The following is a 16,078-nucleotide window of genomic DNA, read 5'->3' as shown; positions in this document are numbered from 1 at the left end:
GTCAAGCATCTGCTCCCGCCTGCGCGGGACGTCGAGGAGGACACCATGCCAGAGACACTTCCGCTGCCCGAATCGCCCCGCCAAGGCGTCGAGCGCTTCGAGCTGACCGCCGTCCCCCTGGCGGTCGCGCGCTACGACAACGTCAGCATGGGCGACCTGCGCGCGCTGTTCGACACGACGTTCCAGGCGATGGGCGCAGCGATCGGGGCCGACAAAGTGCATCCGGCGGGGCCCGCGCTGGCCGTCTACCACGGCGACCCGTCGCAGACCTTCGACGTGGAGATCGGCTTCCCCGTCACCGAGTCGGTGCGGGAGAAGATCATCGTCGGCGACATCGCCATCCAGAATTCCTGGTTGCCAGCCGGTCCGGCGGCCGGTGCCACGCACCTCGGCTCGTTCGATGGCCTCGGCGAATCATGGGGTCGCCTGATGCAGGATGTCGCCGACTCCGGCGAGGCCCCCGGTTCGATGGTGGAGATCTACGTCACCGAGCCGAGCCCCGACATGAACCCCGACGACCTGCGCACCGACCTCATCGTGTCGCTCGCCCCGCACGAGTAGCAGCGGGCGCCCGAGCCGCAGACCTGGGCCGCGCGCATCCGCTTTCCGGCGAGCGGATGCGCGAGCCCGACGTCTGCGCCGAGAAGTCCCGGCAAGGCATCAGACCTGTGGCAAGCGCAGCCGCTCAACCTGCAGCGGATGCGCAAGGCCCAGGTCTGGCAAGCGGCTCCGCTAGACGAGCTGGAGCGGAGGAGCCAGCCGGGCAGGAGCCAGCGGGCGTCGGGGCGCGGCTCAGACGCGGGTAGCGCCCTGGGAGGGGAGCACCTCGAACGTCGCCGGCTCCGTGAACCCCGCGGCGGCAAAGGCCTCGTGGATGCGCTGCGAGATGGAGGCGAGGTCGTCGCGTTCCACGAGCGCGATGGCCGCTCCCCCGAAGCCGCCGCCCGTCATGCGCGAGCCGATGGCACCTGCAGCGACGGCCGTCGATACCGCGAGGTCGAGTTCCGGCACGGAGATCTCGAAATCGTCGCGCATCGATGCGTGGGACTCGGCGAGCAGCGGGCCGATGCTGCGCGGGCCACTGTCGCGGAGCGCGTCCACGACGGCAAGAACCCTTGCGTTCTCGGTGACGATGTGCCGCACCCGGCGGAACGTCTCCTCATCCAGGACCTGCTCGGCGCGCTCCAGGTCGTCGACGGCCACGTCGCGCAGCGATGAGACGCCCAGCCCCGCAGCCCCGCGCTCGCAAGAGGCTCGCCGTTCGGCGTAGCCGCCGTTCGCGTGGGCATGCTCGACGCGGGTGTCGATGACGAGCACCGCGAGCCCCTGCGCCTCGAACGCGAGCGGCACGATGGTCGACTCGAGCGACCGGCAGTCGAGCAGCACACCCGAGTCGCGCTGGCCGAGCAGCACCGCCGACTGGTCCATGATCCCGGTCGGGGCGCCGACGGCCTCGTTCTCGGCGAGGCGCCCGATGCGAGCGAGTGTCCGGCGGTCGAGCCCGAGGCCCCACAGCTCGTCGATCGCGACCGCAACGGCCCCCTCGAGGGCGGCGGATGAGGACAGCCCTGCCCCGAGGGGCACATCCGACTCGACGTGCAGGTCGAGCCCCCGGGCTTCGCTGAGGTCGGTGCCCAGCTGGCCCGCGGCCCAGATGACCCCGAGCGCGTACGCGGACCAGCCGCCGAGCGCATCCGGCGCCAGATCGTCGATGGCGACCTCCTCGACGCCGTCGCGGAGGCCGCTCGAGACGCGGACCATCCGGTCGTCGCGCAGCCTCGCGGCGACCACCGTGTGCCGGTTGATCGCGAACGGGAACACGAAGCCCTCGTTGTAGTCGGTGTGCTCGCCGATCAGGTTCACTCGACCCGGCGACGACCACAGGCCGTCTGGCGCGCCGCCGTGGATGCGCGCGAACGCATCCGTCGCCGCCGTCGCCAGCTCTGGCCGGGTCACGCTGCGTCCACCTTCGCGAGCGCCGCGCGCAGGAGGCCCGCCGTGGCTTCAGGCGGGACGTCGCCGATGAAGGCCCCCATCGCCGACTCGGAACCGGCGAGGAACTTGAGCTTGTCCTCCGCACGCCGAGGCGAGGTGATCTGCAGCATGAGCCTGACGTCATCCCGATGCGAGTTGACGGGCGCCTGGTGCCACGCGGCGATGTAGGGGGTCGGGGTGTCGTAAATCGCGTCGAGGGCGCGCAGCACGCGGCGGTACTCGCGGGCGATCTCGTCGCGCTCCTCCGGCGTCGTCTCGGCGAGGTCGGCGACGTGGCGGTGCGGGAGCATGTGCACCTCGAGCGGCCACCGCGCGGCGAAGGGCACGAAGAACGTGACGTGCTCGCCGCGGATGAGCATCCGCTCGGAGGCCTGCTCGAAGTCGAGGATGTCCTGGAAGAGCGTCGGCCCGTACTTCTCGACAGAGCGGATGAGCGCAGCAGTGCGCGGCGTGACGTAGGGGTACGAGTAGATCTGGCCGTGCGGGTGGTGCAGCGTGACGCCGATGTCCTTGCCGCGGTTCTCGAACGGGAAGACCTGCTGCACGCCGGGCAGCTGCGAGAGCGCGGCGGTGCGGTCAGCCCATGCCTCGACGACCGTGCGAGCGCGCGAGAGCGAGAGCGAGGCGAACGACCCCTCTGATTCGGGGCTGAAGCAGACGACCTCGCATCGGCCGATCGACGGCTTCGTGCGGCCGAGGCCAAGGGATGCGAGTTCCTCGAGCTCGCCCTCGGGGCTGAAGCCGTCGCCGGCGAGCGTCGGGCCGAAGGAGGGCGACTTGTTCTCGAACACGGCCACGTCGTAGTTGCTCGGCACCTCGGTGAGGTTCGCCGGGCTCGAAGGCGCCAGGGGGTCGAGGTGCTTGGGCGGCAGCATGACGCGGTTCTGGCGCGCCGCGGCGATCGAGATCCACTCACCGGTGAGCGGGTCCTGGCGCATCTCGGCGACCGGCGGACGATCGGCAGGGATGCGACTGTCGAGCGCGCGCTCGGGGTCGAGGGTCGTGTCGGCGTCGTCGAAGTAGATGAGCTCGCGACCGTCAGAGAGGAGCGTCTCGCGCTTGACGATGTTGTTGGTGAGGGAGTGCACGCTCCGATTACGCCACTTTCGTTTTCGAAAGTCAAGCGCCAATCTGCTTGCGAAGGCGTAAGCTGTGGATCGTGGTGAACAACGAGACGACCCCAGACCGCCCCGCGGAGGCGCGCAGAGCCGACGTGGTCGCGCTCGTCAAACGTACCGGCTTCGCCAGGGTCGCTGACCTGAGCCGCGAGCTCGGCGTCTCAGAGGTCACGGTCCGCTCCGACCTCACGGCGCTCGAGCGTGCGGGGATCCTCGGGCGGGTCCACGGCGGTGCGATCTTCGGCCACGGGCCCGCCGGCCTCGAGACCTCCTTCGAGACCGCGCAGCAGAGTGCCGCAGACGAGAAGCGCCGCATCGGCACCGCCGCGGCAGCCCTCGTCACGAGCGGCTCCAGCGTGCTCCTCGACGTCGGGACGACGACCACGGCCGTCGCCGAGGCCCTGCTCGCGCGGGAGGATCTCGACGACGTCGTCATCATCACGAACGGCCTCTCGATCGCGCTCGCCCTCGAGTCGGCCATCCCCCGCTTCACGGTCGTCGTGACCGGCGGCACCCTGCGCCCGCTGCAGCACTCGCTCGTCGCGCCCTACGCGTCCGCGATGCTCGAGCGCATCCACACCGACCTGGCCGTCATCGGCTGCACGGGCGTGCAGGTCGGCGCGGGCGTCACCAACGTGAACCTGCCGGAGTCCGAGCTCAAGCGGGCCATGCTCCACGCAGCCGACCGCTCGGTGGTCGTCGCCGACGCCAGCAAGCTCGGCCGCGCCCACGTCGGCGTGATCGGCGGCCTCGACGAGTTCGAGAGCCTCATCACGGGCACCGAGGCAGACGCGGGCGACGTCGAGGCACTGCGCTCGGCCGGCTGCGACGTGCGGCTGGTCTAACAGCCCCGCGACGGGCCGCGCCGCCAGCGTCCATCCACACCCCTTCGCGCGGGCGCCCCCGAACGCCGTAGACTCGTCCGGTGCGGACACGCCCCGACTTCTCCGCATCGCGCCGCCAGAAGGAGCCTCGCCAGTGAGCAGCCAGACCACCCACGTGCCAGACACCGTCGACAACGCGAAGGCGACTCCCGAGAAGGAGCAGCCGTACGGCGCCCTCGGACTGAAGCCCGACGAGTACGACAAGATCCGCGAGATCCTCGGCCGCCGCCCCACGTCGGGCGAGCTGGCCATGTACTCCGTCATGTGGTCGGAGCACTGCTCCTACAAGTCCTCGAAGAACTACCTGCGCCAGTTCGGCCAGAAGGTCTCCGACGAGATGAAGAAGAACCTCATGGTCGGCATGGGCGAGAACGCGGGCGTCATCGACGCCGGCGAGGGCTGGGCGGTGACCTTCAAGGTCGAGTCGCACAACCACCCCTCCTACATCGAGCCGTTCCAGGGAGCCGCGACCGGTGTCGGCGGCATCGTCCGCGACATCATCTCGATGGGTGCCCGCCCGGTCGCGGTCATGGATGCGCTGCGCTTCGGCGCCATCGACGAAGCCGACACGGCGCGGGTCGTGCATGGCGTCACGAGCGGCATCTCCTTCTACGGCAACTGCCTCGGCCTGCCGAACATCGGCGGCGAGACGTGGTTCGACAGCGTCTACCAGGCGAACCCGCTCGTCAACGCCCTCGCGGTCGGCGTGCTCCGCCACGAGGACCTGCACCTCGCGAACGCGCGCGGCGCCGGCAACAAGGTGGTGCTCTTCGGCGCCCGCACGGGTGGCGACGGCATCGGCGGCGCCTCCATCCTCGCCTCCGACTCGTTCGACGAGAAGGGCCCCACGAAGCGCCCCGCCGTCCAGGTCGGCGACCCGTTCGCCGAGAAGGTGCTCATCGAGTGCTGCCTCGAGCTGTTCCGCGAGAAGGTCGTCGAGGGCATCCAGGACCTGGGCGCTGCCGGCATCTCCTGCGCGACGAGCGAGCTCGCCGCGGCCGGCGACGGCGGCATGTACATCGAGCTCGACAAGGTGCTCCTGCGTGATCCGAACCTGACGGCTGAGGAGATCCTCATGTCGGAGAGCCAGGAGCGCATGATGGCGGTCGTCGCGCCCGACAAGCTCGACGCGTTCATGGCGATTGTCGACAAGTGGGACGTCGAGACGAGCGTCCTCGGCGAGGTCACCGACACCGGCCGCCTCGTCATCAACTGGCGCGGCGTGGAGATCGTGAACGTCGACCCGCGCACCGTCGCGATCGACGGCCCCGTCTACGACCGCCCCGTCGCCTACCCGGCATGGATCGACGCGCTGCAGGCTGACACCGCATCCGCGCTCCCCCGCCCGCAGTCGGGTGAGGAACTCCGCGAGCAGGTGCTCGCCCTCGTCTCGTCGGCGAACCTCGCCGACCCCGAGTGGATCACGCAGCAGTACGACCGCTACGTGCTCGGCAACACGGCCTTCGGCACGCCGGAGGACGCCGGCATGGTGCGCATCGACGAGGAGTCCGGACTCGGCTTCGCGATCAGCCTCGACGCCAACGGCCGCTACGCGCAGCTCGACCCGTCCGCGGGCGCCAAGCTCGCCCTCGCCGAGGCGTACCGCAACGTCGCAGCCACGGGTGCACGCCCAGCCGCCGTCTCCGACTGCCTCAACTTCGGCAGCCCCGAGAACCCCGAGGTCATGTGGCAGTTCGCGCAGGCCGTCGAGGGCCTCGCCGACGCGTGCCTCGAGCTCGGCATCCCCGTCACGGGCGGCAACGTGTCGTTCTACAACCAGACCGGCGACGTGCCCATCCACCCGACGCCTGTCGTCGCCGTGCTCGGCCTCATCGACGACGTGGCCCGCCGCGTCCCGTCCGGCTGGCAGGAGGAGGGCGACAACCTCTACCTCCTCGGCACGACGCTCGAAGAGCTGTCCGGCTCCATCTGGGCCGACGTCGTGCACGGTCACCTCGGCGGGCTGCCCCCGCAGGTCGACCTCGAGCGCGAGAAGGCACTCGCCGACCTCGTCATCGGAGCAGGCCAGCAGGGCCTCCTCACCTCGGCGCACGACCTCTCCGAGGGCGGCCTCGCGGCGGCGATCGTCGAGTCTTCGACCCGCTTCGGCGTCGGCGCGCGCATCGTGCTCGACGGCCTCATGCAGAAGGAGGGGGTGGATGCGGCTACCGCGCTGTTCAGCGAGTCGGCCGGGCGCATCCTCGTCTCCGTCCCACACGACGACGACGTGCGCTTCCAGGCGATGTGCGAGGCGCGCGACTTCCCCGTCACCCGCGTCGGCGTGAGCGACGGCATGGGTGCCGACGCGAAGCTCGAGGTCCAGGGCCTCTTCGAGTTCACGCTTGCCGAGCTCTCCGAGGCGCGCGGCGCCACGTTGCCGAAGCGCTTCGGCGACGTCGTCGGACCGAACTCCGCGCCGATCTCCGCCGCCGTCGCGGCTGCGATCTCCTAAGGACCGCCGCGCCGTGAGTCTGGGGATGGGTTCCTCGCTTCGGGATGGGTTGCTTCCCATCCCGAAGCGAGAAGCCCATCCCGAAACTGTTGAGGCGGGAGCGAGCCAAGCGGCGGCCGGAGTCTTCGAAGCCGTCGTCGCCTCAGCCGCATCGGCCGGCTTCGCGCTTGACGATGGGCAGCGGATGGTCGCCCTGCGTCTCGCGGGCCTCGGCGCGCAGATCGTCGAGCGCGAGGCGCGTGCGGCCGGGGAGACCCATCCCGGCGAGGACGACGCAGATCACGCCACCGCCGCTCCTCCCCATTCGGCGACCCCGCGCGGGCTCTACCTGTGGGGGCCGGCGGGCCGCGGCAAGTCGTGGCTGCTGGATGCCTTCTACGACGCGGTCCCGATCGAGCGGAAGCTGCGCGTCCACTTCCACTCGTTCTTCAACGAGCTGCACTCCCGCATCTTCGCGAACCGCGGCTCGGACAGTGTCTTCGCGAATGCTGTCGAAGAACTGATCGGCGATGCTCACCTGCTGCTGTTCGACGAGTTCCACGTGCACGACCCCGGCCACGCGACGCTGCTCACCGGCCTGCTGCGGTATGCACTCGAGCACGGCATCACGATCGTCGCGACCTCGAACTACCCGCCACAGGGCCTCCTCCCGAGCCCCGTCTACCACCACATCTTCGAGCCGGGCATCGAGCTCATCGAGCGTAAGCTCGACGTCGTCGAGCTCACTGGCGACTTCGACTACCGCCGCTCGCGAGCGGCAACGGTCGAGCGCCGGGGATTCGCGACCGGGTCGTGGACTCACGTGCCGAGCGCCGCATCCACCACTACCCGCCCGTCGACCGCCGAGGCGACGAGCCTCGACCTCGGCGGGCGCACCTTCGAAGTGACGGCCGTGCGCGGGCGCGAGCTCTGGGCGACGTTCGCGGAGCTGTTCGTCGCGAAGACGTCGTCGCTCGAATACCTGCAGTGGGCGCGCGACTTCGACACGTGGCACGTGCTCGACGTCCCGCTCCTCGCCTCGGTCGGCCGCGATCCACAGCAGCGCTTCGTCACTGCGATCGACGTGCTCGTCGACTACGACATCGAGGCGCACTTCTCCGCGGATGCGTCGTTCGACGAGTTCGTGGCCGCCGCCGCGGGCCGCGCCGACGCGTTCCGCATGGTGAGCCGCCTGCACCTCCTGGAGCGCTAGGGCCCGACGTTCGGAGAGTTCCGCGCCCCGTCGCGAATCACGATTCGATGCCGGGCATGCGAGGTGCACCTCGAATTCACTAGGCTCGTCGGGCAAGCAGAGCGCTTGTCGTCGCACGCGCACCCGCTCACGACGCTCTTGGGGGATTCTCAATGACGACATCCACAACAACCGAGGTCAAGCCTCGCGAGCAATGGACCGGCCAGACCGGGTTCATCCTCGCCGCCATCGGCTCCGCCGTCGGGCTCGGCAACATCTGGCGCTTCCCGGGGGTGGCGTATGAGAACGGCGGGGGCGCGTTCCTCATCCCGTACCTCGTCGCGCTCATCACCGCGGGCATCCCGATCCTCTTCCTCGACTATGCGATCGGCCACCGGATGCGCGGGGCCGCACCGACCGCCTTCCGTCGCGTCGCGAAGTGGATGGAGAGCCTCGGCTGGTTCCAGGTCTTCATCTGCTTCGTGATCGGCCTGTACTACACGGCGATCATCGCCTGGGCGCTGAGCTTCTTCGTGCTCTCGTTCAACCTCGGCTGGGGCGACGACCCGGCGGCGTTCTTCACCGGCGACTTCCTGCAGCTCAGCGACCCCGGGGTCTCGATGCAGTTCGTGCCCTCGGTCCTGATCCCCCTCGTCGCCGTCTGGGGAGTGACGATCTTCGTGCTCGCGGCGGGCATCGCGAAGGGTGTCGAACGCACTAACTTCATCTTCCTGCCGCTACTGCTCGTCTCGTTCCTCATCCTCGTGGTCCGGGCGCTCTTCCTGGACGGCGCGGCAGATGGGCTCAACGCACTCTTCACACCCGACTGGGTCGCGCTAGGCGACCCGAGCGTCTGGATCGCCGCGTACAGCCAGATCTTCTTCTCGCTGTCCATCGCCTACGGCATCATGGTGACCTACTCGTCCTACCGGAACCGTCGCTCGAACATGACGTCCCCGGGACTCGTCGTCGCCTTCTCGAACTCGTCGTTCGAGATCCTGGCGGGCATCGGCGTCTTCGCGACGCTCGGTTTCATGGCGCATCAGCAGAACGTCGCGGTGGGCGAGCTGGAGGGGCTGACCGGCCCGATCCTGTCGTTCGTGACCTTCCCGGCCATCATCTCGGAGATGCCAGGCGGGCAGATCTTCGGGGCGCTGTTCTTCGGGTCGCTCGTCATGGCGGGATTCACCTCACTGCTGTCGATCCTGCAGGTCGTCTCGTCAGCGTTCCAGGACAAGTTCGGCTGGTCGCCTCGCAAGGCGGCGGTCATCCTCGGCAGCGTGAGCGCCGTCATCTCGATCCTCCTCTTCTCGACGACGACGGGCCTCATCGCCCTGGACACGGTCGACATGTGGACGAACAACATCGGCATCATCGCGTCCGCCATCGCCACCTGCGTCGGCGTCATCTGGGTCGCCCGCCGCGGCGAGGAGATGCGGCTGCACCTCAACTCCGTGTCGACGTTCCAGGTCGGCAAGTGGTGGCTCGTGCTGACGGGCATCATCGCGCCGGTCGTCCTCACGTACATGCTCATCGAGCAGATCAGGACGCTCATCGTCGACGGCTACGAGGGCTACCCGCTCTGGTACATCGGCGTGTTCGGCTGGGGCGCTGTGCTCGTGATGCTGCTCGCGAGCGCGGTCATGACGTTGATCCGCTGGCGCAACAGCCCAGATAAGTTCACCGCCTGGCCGACGTCGGCTGAGCTGCGCGAGAAGGAGACGGCCCGATGACCCCAGAAGCCATCACGATGCTCATCGTCGCGATCGGGATCGTATGGGGCGGATGCGCCGCCTCCGTCATCGCGCTCCGTCGGCACCCGGAACGCGCCGACTATCCGTCGGGTGGTCACGACGACGGCCGAGCCGAACACGCCCCGGTCACGCACGACACCTGATCGGCGAACCTCGGTTCTTCTCAGCACCGACTGAACCCCGCCCGCGAGTCTCTCGCGGGCGGGGTTCTGCTTGTATGCCCGCGCCGCTCAGCCCTTCGCCTTGCGCTGCCAGACGCCGAAGCGGTTGCCGAGCGGGTCGCGGAGGTGCGCGAACTTGATGGTGCCGTTGTCGACCAGCGGGATGACGGTCTCCGCGCCGTTGGCGGCCGCCTGCTCGAGCTTCGCCTCGATGTCGTCGACCTCGACGTAGAAGATCGCCCAGCTGCCACCGCCGACGGTGCTCGAGTCCCAGAGGCCGCCACCGTTGCCAGCAGCGTCGACCATGCCGTAACCGCCCGGCTCGAGCGAGCCGAACGTCCAGCCGAAGGTGTCGCCATAGAAGGCCTTCGCGGCCTCCGGGTCGGTGGTGCCGATCTCGAAGTAGTTCACAGTGTTCGACATGGTCGTTGTCCTCTCGTCCGGATCAGCCGCCGCGCCCCTGCGCTGCGGCGCCGGCCTCGTGCGCCGGTGATCCGATCGTGAGGTCTCACACAGTGTGAGAGTCAAACCGCGATCGGCACGTTCACCTCGGTGACCCAGTTCTCGGGGTTCGGGTCGCGGCCGGGGCCGCGCACGTAGACGTTGAAGATCGGCCCGACTCTCGTGCGCTGCTGATCGGCAACCCAGGCACCCGCGGTGGCAGTCGCCTCGTTGATCGTCTCGAAGCCGCCCCGATGTGTGACCGTCGCGACGCGCTGCTCGGGAAGCTCGACGACCTCGTACCCATCCGGTACGGAGGCGCCGCGGTACTCGCGCCAGATCGCCATCTCGACGTCGGCATCGCGGTACTCATCGTCGAAGTAGGTGGCACCGCCCACGTCGCCGAAGGCCTCCGGGTCGCGGGAGGTGAGCTCGGCGACCGGGCCGCGGAAGTTGCCCCAGAGTGACCCCTCAGACGGGTAGTCGGCGACGGTCCGCCGCAGGTAGAGCACGCGCAGCGCCGGGAACGTGCGCTCGACGACGTCCAGCCGCCGCGCTCGCGCCTCGAGCTCCCCAAGCAGGTTCACTGCGAGCGCCTGCTGCTCGGCCACCCGTCGTGCCTCTGCCTTCAGCTCGTCGAGGTGCGATTGCAGCCGAAGCCGCAGCAGGTCAGGCGAGTCGAAGAGCGGCAGGAGCTCGGCGATCGCCGGGATCCCGCACCCCGAGTCGCGGAGCATCCGCACCCGCCCCGCGTCCTGCAGCTGACCGGGTGCGTAGCGTCGGTACCCGCTGAACTCGTCGACCTCGGCCGGGGCAAGCACACCCCGCTCCGCATAATGCCGAAGCATGCGCACGCTCAACCCCGAGTAGCGCGAGAACTCGCCGATGCTCATCAGGGTTCCGGGAAGCTCACGGTTCATGCGCCAAGTCTGACACCGGCTTCCATCTGCCGCCGATCACTGTCCAACATCAGTGCGATATCTGGCCCCCGGCCCGGTTTCCGCCCCCGGATGGGCCAATTCTGCACTCATGTTGGACACGGATCGCGGGTCACCGCACCACCGCTGCCGCCCCGGAACAGATCGCCGCCGCCGCACCAGCATCCGCAGCCCTCGCCCACCGGCCAACATCCGTGACGAACGCCCCGCCGGACGCGGTTTCGGCCCTGGATGCGCCCATCCATCACGCAAGGCGCCACGATGCGCCAGCCCGCCACGCCTTGCGGCCGCGGTCCCTCGCGGCGACGATCTCGCCGCGCGACCGCGACCCGCTGCGGACGCGCGTCCTACTTCCGCGCGGCCTGCGCGGCCCGTGCCGCTTCGCGTCTGAGGTCGCGCGCGGCATCGGCCGCGGCGGCTTCCTCCGGCGTGGGGGCCGTGCCGCCGAGTGCGCGCGGCTGCCACCACTTGCCGGTTCCGTCTTCCGGGTAGCTCGACTGGAGCTCGCTGAGCAATCCCTCCATGGTCGTCTTGAGCTTCGCCGTGGAGACGGCGGGGTCATCACCGGCAGTGACGTGGATGGGCGCGCCGAATGAGAAGTGCACGGGAATGCCGAGGCGCTCCCTCAAGCTGATCTTGCGGTTCTTCGTGAGCAGCCGATGCCCGCCCCACACAGCGACGGGGATGATGGGAACCCCGGCCTGCGCAGCGAGGCGCACCGCCCCGGTCTTGAAGTCGCGGATCGTGAACGACGCACTGACGCCCGCCTCGGGGAACACCCCGATGAGCTCGCCGTCGCGCAACGAGGTCGCGGCCGCCGCGAACGCGTCGGCACCCGCCTTCATGTTCACGGGGATGTGCCGCATGCTCCGCATGAGCCTGCCGACGACGGGCTTCTCGAAGACGCTCTGCTTCGCCATGAAGCGGATGCGCCGTCGGTTGTGCATCCACGTGGCGCATTCGACGAGGGCGAACTCCAGGTACCCGAAGTGGGTCATCGCGATGACGGCGCCGCCGGTGTCCGGGATGTGCTGCGCGCCGTGGACCGTCTGGCGAACGCGAAGCGCGGCGAACACCGTGCGGCCGACCCCGATCGCAAATGAGTAGACGGGTTCGCGAGTCATGTGGCTCCCTGATCCAAGTGTGAGGGGCCAGCTTATTCGCGGCAGCTGAGACGAAATCGGTGCGAACGGCGCTGCTCGCGAGGTCCGGCATCCGAAGCCTTGCCAGTTTCGTTCCGCGGATGCGATACTTGCCTAACTGCACGTTCGTACGATTCACAGTGCAACTTTGTGCATTCATCCGCTAGGAGCAACTGACAATGGCTGTCCCCATCCCTGTACGGAGCCCGTTTCTCATCGTCAACCCGAAGGCCTACCTGACGGGCAGCGAGCTCATGAAGCTGGCCCACCTCACCGACGAGCTGGCCGGCGCGTTCGACATCGACGTCGTCTTCACCGCGCAGCACATCGACCTGCGGTCCGTCGTCGCCGAGACGACGAACCTCTGCGTCACAGCCCAGCACGTCGACCCGATCGTGCCGGGCCGCGGCATGGGCCACATCCTCGCCGAGGGCCTCGCGGAGGCCGGCGTCAAGGCCGTCGTGCTCAACCACGCCGAGCACCCCCTCACCTTGGCCGACCTCGACGCCACGATGCGCCGTTGCGAAGAGGTCGGTCTTGCAACCATCGTCTGCGCCGACTCCGACCTGCAGTGCCGGGCCGTCGCCGACCTCGACCCGTCGGGCATGATCTGCGAGCCGACCGCGAACATCGGCACCGGGCAGATGGATGCGGGCGACTACATCGAGCGCACCACCCAGATCGTGAAGAACGTCGACCCGTCGATCCTCGTCGTGCAGGCCGCCGGCGTGAGCCGCGGCGCCGACATCACGCGCGTCCTCCAGCAGGGCGCCGACTGCTCGGGCGGCACAAGCGGCATCATCAAGCACCCCGACTGGCGCGAGATCCTCACCGAGATGTTCCAGGCGCTCGCCGACCACCGCGACTCGCAGGCCACCGGCACCAACTCATCCGCTGCCGCACCGGCCAGCTGACTCACCCTCCCAGAGAGAAGAACACCCATGCTCATCGGACTCGACGAAGCGCTCCGCTACGCACAGAAGAACAACATCGCCATCGCGGCGGTCAACACCCCCTACTTCGAGGGGCTGCTCGGCACCATCGCGGCAGCCGAGAAGGCCGGCGTCCCCGTCATCCTGCAGCACGCGCAGGTGCACGAGAGCACCCTCTCGATCGACGACATCGGGCCCGCCATGCTCGCGCTCGCGATGCGCAGCGAAGCCCCGTTCGTGCTGCACGTCGACCACGGCGAGGACATCGACTACATCGCCCGCGGCCTCGACATCGGCTTCAACTCAGTCATGATCGACGGCTCCACGCTCCCCTACGAGGAGAACGTCGCCCGCACCACCGAGGTCGTGAAGCTCGCGAAGGAACGCGGTGTCGGCGTCGAGGGCGAGCTCGGCGTCATGACGGGCAACGAGAACGGCGACCCGAGCCAGGGCATCGCCGACGAGACCCTCTACACCGAGCCGACCCAGGCGAAGGAGTTCGTCGAGCGCACCGGTGTCACGGCGCTCGCCGCCTCGTTCGGCACGGTGCACGGCATGTACCACCAGGAGCCGAAGCTCAACTACGCGCTCATCGAGCAGCTCCGCGACGCGACGGGCGTGCCCATCGTCATGCACGGCGGTTCCGGCCTCACCCTCGACGAGTACCACCGCTCCATCACCCGCGGCGTCCGCAAGATCAACTACTACACGTACGCGGCGAAGGCGGCACTGGATGCTGCGCTCCGGGCCGCAGACGAGCCCAACACGATCCTGTTCCCCAAGGTCGCGAAGGCCGTGTCGGCGCAGGTCGAGAGTGACGTCGCCGAGTTCATCCAGGCGCTGCGACCGGGCGCCTGAGCGACGCCGCGCATCCGCTCACCCATCGCATCCACCGACATCCGCGCGTTCGTCGAAGCACGCGCATCCACGACCACGAAGGAACACCGATGACCGTCACCCAGACCACCCTCCAGCTGCAGTCACACGGCGGCACCCCCAGCTACATCGACGTCACAGCCGAGGTGAAGGAGGCGATCGCGGCGAGTGGCATCACGACCGGCACGGTCACCGTCATCTCGCCCCACACGACGTGCGCCGTCTTCTTCGAGGAGTTCGTGCACGACCGCCTTGACGACGGCACCGAGTTCCTGCAGGCCGACCTCGATGACGTCCTGAACCGCATCGCCCCGAACCAGACGGCCGTACCCCCCGAGGGCGAGTACCGCTACCCGGGGCCCGAGCACTACGCAGACGTCGAGTCGTGGCCGGACGCCGAGGTGTACCTGCCCGGCGGCGACAAGACGGCGCTGCTCAACGCGGAGGCCCACATCAAGGCGACGATCCTCGGCTCGAGCGAGGTGTTCGCCGTCATCGACGGCAAGCTCGGCGTCGGCGTCACCGGCTACATCTACTTCGTCGACTTCGACCGCACCCGCGCCCGCGCGCGCAAGTGCCAGGTCGTCGTCATGGGCGAGTAGGCCCCGGCTTCCTCGCTCCTGAACGCCGCCGACGATGTCGGCGCACCAACACCACCGGTCGATCTCGCCCTGACTCCCCCGTCAGCGGCACGATAGGCCGGCGTCGTTCTGCATCCTGTGCTCTTGGCTCCGCGCTCTGTGCTCTGTGCGCTGTGCTCTGTGCTCTGTGCTCTGCCACGAGCCCCGACTCCGCGCGACTCCGCGCGACTCCGCAGCCTGCGCGTTGAACGCTGCCAGTCGAATGGCCCAAAAGCCCGCGCGAAAAGGGCCACATCGCTGGCAGCGATGGCAGCCAGGCCGCGCAAAAGGGCTACTTGACTGGCAGCGTTCGCACCGAACCCGGAACCGCAGCCACCAGCGCAGATCGACCCGGCAACACTGGCAACCGCAATGCGGTGCGGCAGCGCGGCAGCGGCGGCACGGCGGTGCGGCAGCGCGGCAGCGCGGCAGCAGTAGCGCGGTGCGGCAGCGCTGCTGCGGTCGCGCGGCGGCAGCAGCTGCGGCCGCTCGCTTACACGAGTTCGACGAGGGCGCGGGCGAGGTCTTCGTCGAGGATGACGCTGTCGAGCGCGCCTGTGTGTAGGGATCCCGCGACACCCGGGGCTTTCTCGGCGCCGGCCGCGAAGCCGACGACCTCGGGGATGGCGGCGAGCTGCTCGAGCGTGATGCCGATGACGCGCTCCGAGACGGGCGAGCCGAGGGCGCGACCGGATGCGTCGAAGAAGCGGCCGCAGATGTCGCCGACCGGCTGCTGCGCGTCGAGGTCCGCACGCTCGTCGTCGCTGAGGCGCATGGCGGAGACGATGTGCCGCGACGCGTGGAGGCCGTACGAGCCGATGCCGACGAACGCGAGCTGCACATCCGTCGCCCGCTTGATCGCGGACGAGATCGACGACTCGCGCGTGAGGGCCGCCCAGGTCTGCGGCGACTCGACGACGGCTGGCGACTCGAAGCGGAACGCCTTCGCACCCGACTTCTGCGACAGGCGCTCGAGGGCGGTGTTGCCGGCGGGCCCGGAGTCGAAGGGCATGCCGCCCACCAGCGGGCAGAGGGTCAGCGCGCGCCCTGTGGATTCGACGTGGATCTGCTCGACGAACGCGTCGATCGACTTGCCCCAGCTGAGGCCCACCGAACCGACGGATGGCACTCGTTCCGCGAAGTAGTCGGCGGCCGCGCCAGCTACCACGTCGAGCGGATGCCGGCCCGGCAGGTTCGCGACGACGACGGCGGCGCCCACGCCGAACGCGTCAACGATCTGCTGCTCGAGCTCGCTCACGCGGCCGACGACGTGCGGGTCGTGGATGCGGATCTCGACGATGCCCTGGTCACGGGCTGCCGAGAGGATGCGGGAGACGCTCGCCCGGGAGACGCCGAGGGCGTTCGCGACGTCGCTCTGGGAGAGCCCGTCGAGGTAGTAGAGGCGCGCCGCTCGGACGAGGGTCTCGGCGTTGCGAGGTGCTGGCATCTCGTCTGCTCCTTCGTCGTGGTGCGGCGGTTCGTGCGGCGTGCGGCGGCCCGCGCCGGTCCGGCTGCGGAGCGATGCGCGGCGCTGCTCGCTCCCGTTCCGCCTGCCCCGGTCTCGTGGTCGACCCGCGTTCTGCGTGCGAGCGAG

The 16,078-nt window shown here is 69.2% G+C and carries 15 protein-coding genes; 9 read left to right on the top strand and 6 right to left on the bottom strand.

The features are described 5' to 3' along the window. Window positions 1–45 precede the first annotated feature (45 nt). Entirely contained in the window at window positions 46–561 is a 516-nt protein-coding gene (locus C5B97_RS01505) for a GyrI-like domain-containing protein (RefSeq protein ID WP_104310371.1), read from the top strand. Between the two features lie 231 nt (window positions 562–792). On the opposite strand, the gene galK is transcribed toward C5B97_RS01505, so the two are convergent. Both galK and galT read right to left on the bottom strand, forming a co-directional pair. Continuing rightward, the gene (gene galK, locus C5B97_RS01500; protein ID WP_104310594.1) at window positions 793–1,941 is read right to left on the bottom strand and encodes a galactokinase; all 1,149 of its coding nucleotides are present in this window, start codon (window positions 1,939–1,941) and stop codon (window positions 793–795) included. An 11-nt stretch (window positions 1,942–1,952) separates the two neighbouring features. Beyond that, window positions 1,953–3,083: a galactose-1-phosphate uridylyltransferase gene (gene galT, locus C5B97_RS01495; protein ID WP_258067828.1), complete on the bottom strand. Its 1,131-nt coding sequence runs from the start codon at window positions 3,081–3,083 to the stop codon at window positions 1,953–1,955. A gap of 71 nt (window positions 3,084–3,154) precedes the next feature. Between galT and C5B97_RS01490 the strand changes: the two genes are divergently transcribed. From C5B97_RS01490 to C5B97_RS01470, 5 genes are all read left to right on the top strand, one after another. Continuing rightward, window positions 3,155–3,958 carry a DeoR/GlpR family DNA-binding transcription regulator gene (locus C5B97_RS01490; protein WP_258067827.1) on the top strand — a complete coding sequence of 268 codons (804 nt, stop codon included), beginning with the start codon at window positions 3,155–3,157 and terminating at the stop codon, window positions 3,956–3,958. Window positions 3,959–4,091: 133 nt separating this feature from the next. Continuing rightward, window positions 4,092–6,449, top strand: a complete 2,358-nt coding sequence (purL, locus tag C5B97_RS01485; RefSeq protein WP_104310369.1) for a phosphoribosylformylglycinamidine synthase subunit PurL — start codon at window positions 4,092–4,094, stop codon at window positions 6,447–6,449. A gap of 25 nt (window positions 6,450–6,474) precedes the next feature. Then, complete coding sequence (gene zapE / locus C5B97_RS01480) at window positions 6,475–7,641, top strand: cell division protein ZapE (protein WP_104310368.1); 1,167 nt, start codon at window positions 6,475–6,477, stop codon at window positions 7,639–7,641. Between the two features lie 152 nt (window positions 7,642–7,793). Continuing rightward, window positions 7,794–9,353 (top strand): sodium-dependent transporter, encoded by a 1,560-nt coding sequence (locus C5B97_RS01475; RefSeq protein ID WP_104310367.1) that lies wholly within the window; start codon window positions 7,794–7,796, stop codon window positions 9,351–9,353. Then, window positions 9,350–9,517: a methionine/alanine import family NSS transporter small subunit gene (locus C5B97_RS01470; protein WP_104310366.1), complete on the top strand. Its 168-nt coding sequence runs from the start codon at window positions 9,350–9,352 to the stop codon at window positions 9,515–9,517. The genes C5B97_RS01475 and C5B97_RS01470 overlap by 4 nt, the downstream gene beginning before the upstream one ends. An 87-nt stretch (window positions 9,518–9,604) precedes the next feature. Here C5B97_RS01470 and C5B97_RS01465 read toward each other — a convergent pair whose 3' ends face one another. The 3 genes from C5B97_RS01465 to C5B97_RS01455 all read right to left on the bottom strand — a co-directional run bounded on the left by C5B97_RS01465 (window position 9,605) and on the right by C5B97_RS01455 (window position 12,038). Next, window positions 9,605–9,958, bottom strand: coding sequence for a VOC family protein (locus C5B97_RS01465; protein ID WP_104310365.1), 354 nt, complete (start codon window positions 9,956–9,958; stop codon window positions 9,605–9,607). A 101-nt stretch (window positions 9,959–10,059) separates the two neighbouring features. Next, window positions 10,060–10,896, bottom strand: coding sequence for a GyrI-like domain-containing protein (locus C5B97_RS01460; RefSeq protein WP_104310364.1), 837 nt, complete (start codon window positions 10,894–10,896; stop codon window positions 10,060–10,062). Window positions 10,897–11,261: 365 nt separating this feature from the next. Beyond that, entirely contained in the window at window positions 11,262–12,038 is a 777-nt protein-coding gene (locus tag C5B97_RS01455) for a 1-acyl-sn-glycerol-3-phosphate acyltransferase (protein WP_104310363.1), read from the bottom strand. A 197-nt stretch (window positions 12,039–12,235) separates the two neighbouring features. Between C5B97_RS01455 and C5B97_RS01450 the strand changes: the two genes are divergently transcribed. The 3 genes from C5B97_RS01450 (at window position 12,236) to C5B97_RS01440 (ending at window position 14,466) form a co-directional block, all read left to right on the top strand. Beyond that, on the top strand, window positions 12,236–12,970 hold the full coding sequence (locus tag C5B97_RS01450) for a triose-phosphate isomerase (RefSeq protein ID WP_104310362.1): 735 nt from the start codon (window positions 12,236–12,238) through the stop codon (window positions 12,968–12,970). A 27-nt stretch (window positions 12,971–12,997) separates the two neighbouring features. Next, on the top strand, window positions 12,998–13,846 hold the full coding sequence (locus C5B97_RS01445) for a class II fructose-bisphosphate aldolase (RefSeq protein ID WP_104310361.1): 849 nt from the start codon (window positions 12,998–13,000) through the stop codon (window positions 13,844–13,846). 89 nt (window positions 13,847–13,935) lie between these two features. Beyond that, on the top strand, window positions 13,936–14,466 hold the full coding sequence (locus C5B97_RS01440) for a YjbQ family protein (protein ID WP_104310360.1): 531 nt from the start codon (window positions 13,936–13,938) through the stop codon (window positions 14,464–14,466). 511 nt (window positions 14,467–14,977) lie between these two features. Here the strand turns inward: C5B97_RS01440 and C5B97_RS01435 are convergent. Then, window positions 14,978–15,931, bottom strand: coding sequence for a sugar-binding transcriptional regulator (locus tag C5B97_RS01435; RefSeq protein WP_104310359.1), 954 nt, complete (start codon window positions 15,929–15,931; stop codon window positions 14,978–14,980). Window positions 15,932–16,078: the final 147 nt, after the last annotated feature.

The organism is Pseudoclavibacter sp. RFBB5 (assembly GCF_002931555.1).
Classification (GTDB): domain Bacteria; phylum Actinomycetota; class Actinomycetes; order Actinomycetales; family Microbacteriaceae; genus Pseudoclavibacter.
Note: the sequence above shows the minus strand (reverse complement) of the source record. Positions and strands in the feature narration are given on the sequence as shown.

Excerpts from the sequence above, each read along its gene's own strand:
- C5B97_RS01460 (WP_104310364.1), bottom strand. The coding sequence starts at position 10,896 with ATGAACCGTGAGCTTCCCGGAACCCTGATGAGCATCGGCGAGTTCTCG.
- C5B97_RS01440 (WP_104310360.1), top strand. The coding sequence starts at position 13,936 with ATGACCGTCACCCAGACCACCCTCCAGCTGCAGTCACACGGCGGCACC.
- C5B97_RS01475 (WP_104310367.1), top strand. The coding sequence starts at position 7,794 with ATGACGACATCCACAACAACCGAGGTCAAGCCTCGCGAGCAATGGACC.
- C5B97_RS01470 (WP_104310366.1), top strand. The coding sequence starts at position 9,350 with ATGACCCCAGAAGCCATCACGATGCTCATCGTCGCGATCGGGATCGTA.
- C5B97_RS01505 (WP_104310371.1), top strand. The coding sequence starts at position 46 with ATGCCAGAGACACTTCCGCTGCCCGAATCGCCCCGCCAAGGCGTCGAG.
- zapE (WP_104310368.1), top strand. The coding sequence starts at position 6,475 with ATGGGTTCCTCGCTTCGGGATGGGTTGCTTCCCATCCCGAAGCGAGAA.
- C5B97_RS01435 (WP_104310359.1), bottom strand. The coding sequence starts at position 15,931 with ATGCCAGCACCTCGCAACGCCGAGACCCTCGTCCGAGCGGCGCGCCTC.
- C5B97_RS01455 (WP_104310363.1), bottom strand. The coding sequence starts at position 12,038 with ATGACTCGCGAACCCGTCTACTCATTTGCGATCGGGGTCGGCCGCACG.
- C5B97_RS01465 (WP_104310365.1), bottom strand. The coding sequence starts at position 9,958 with ATGTCGAACACTGTGAACTACTTCGAGATCGGCACCACCGACCCGGAG.
- C5B97_RS01450 (WP_104310362.1), top strand. The coding sequence starts at position 12,236 with ATGGCTGTCCCCATCCCTGTACGGAGCCCGTTTCTCATCGTCAACCCG.
- C5B97_RS01445 (WP_104310361.1), top strand. The coding sequence starts at position 12,998 with ATGCTCATCGGACTCGACGAAGCGCTCCGCTACGCACAGAAGAACAAC.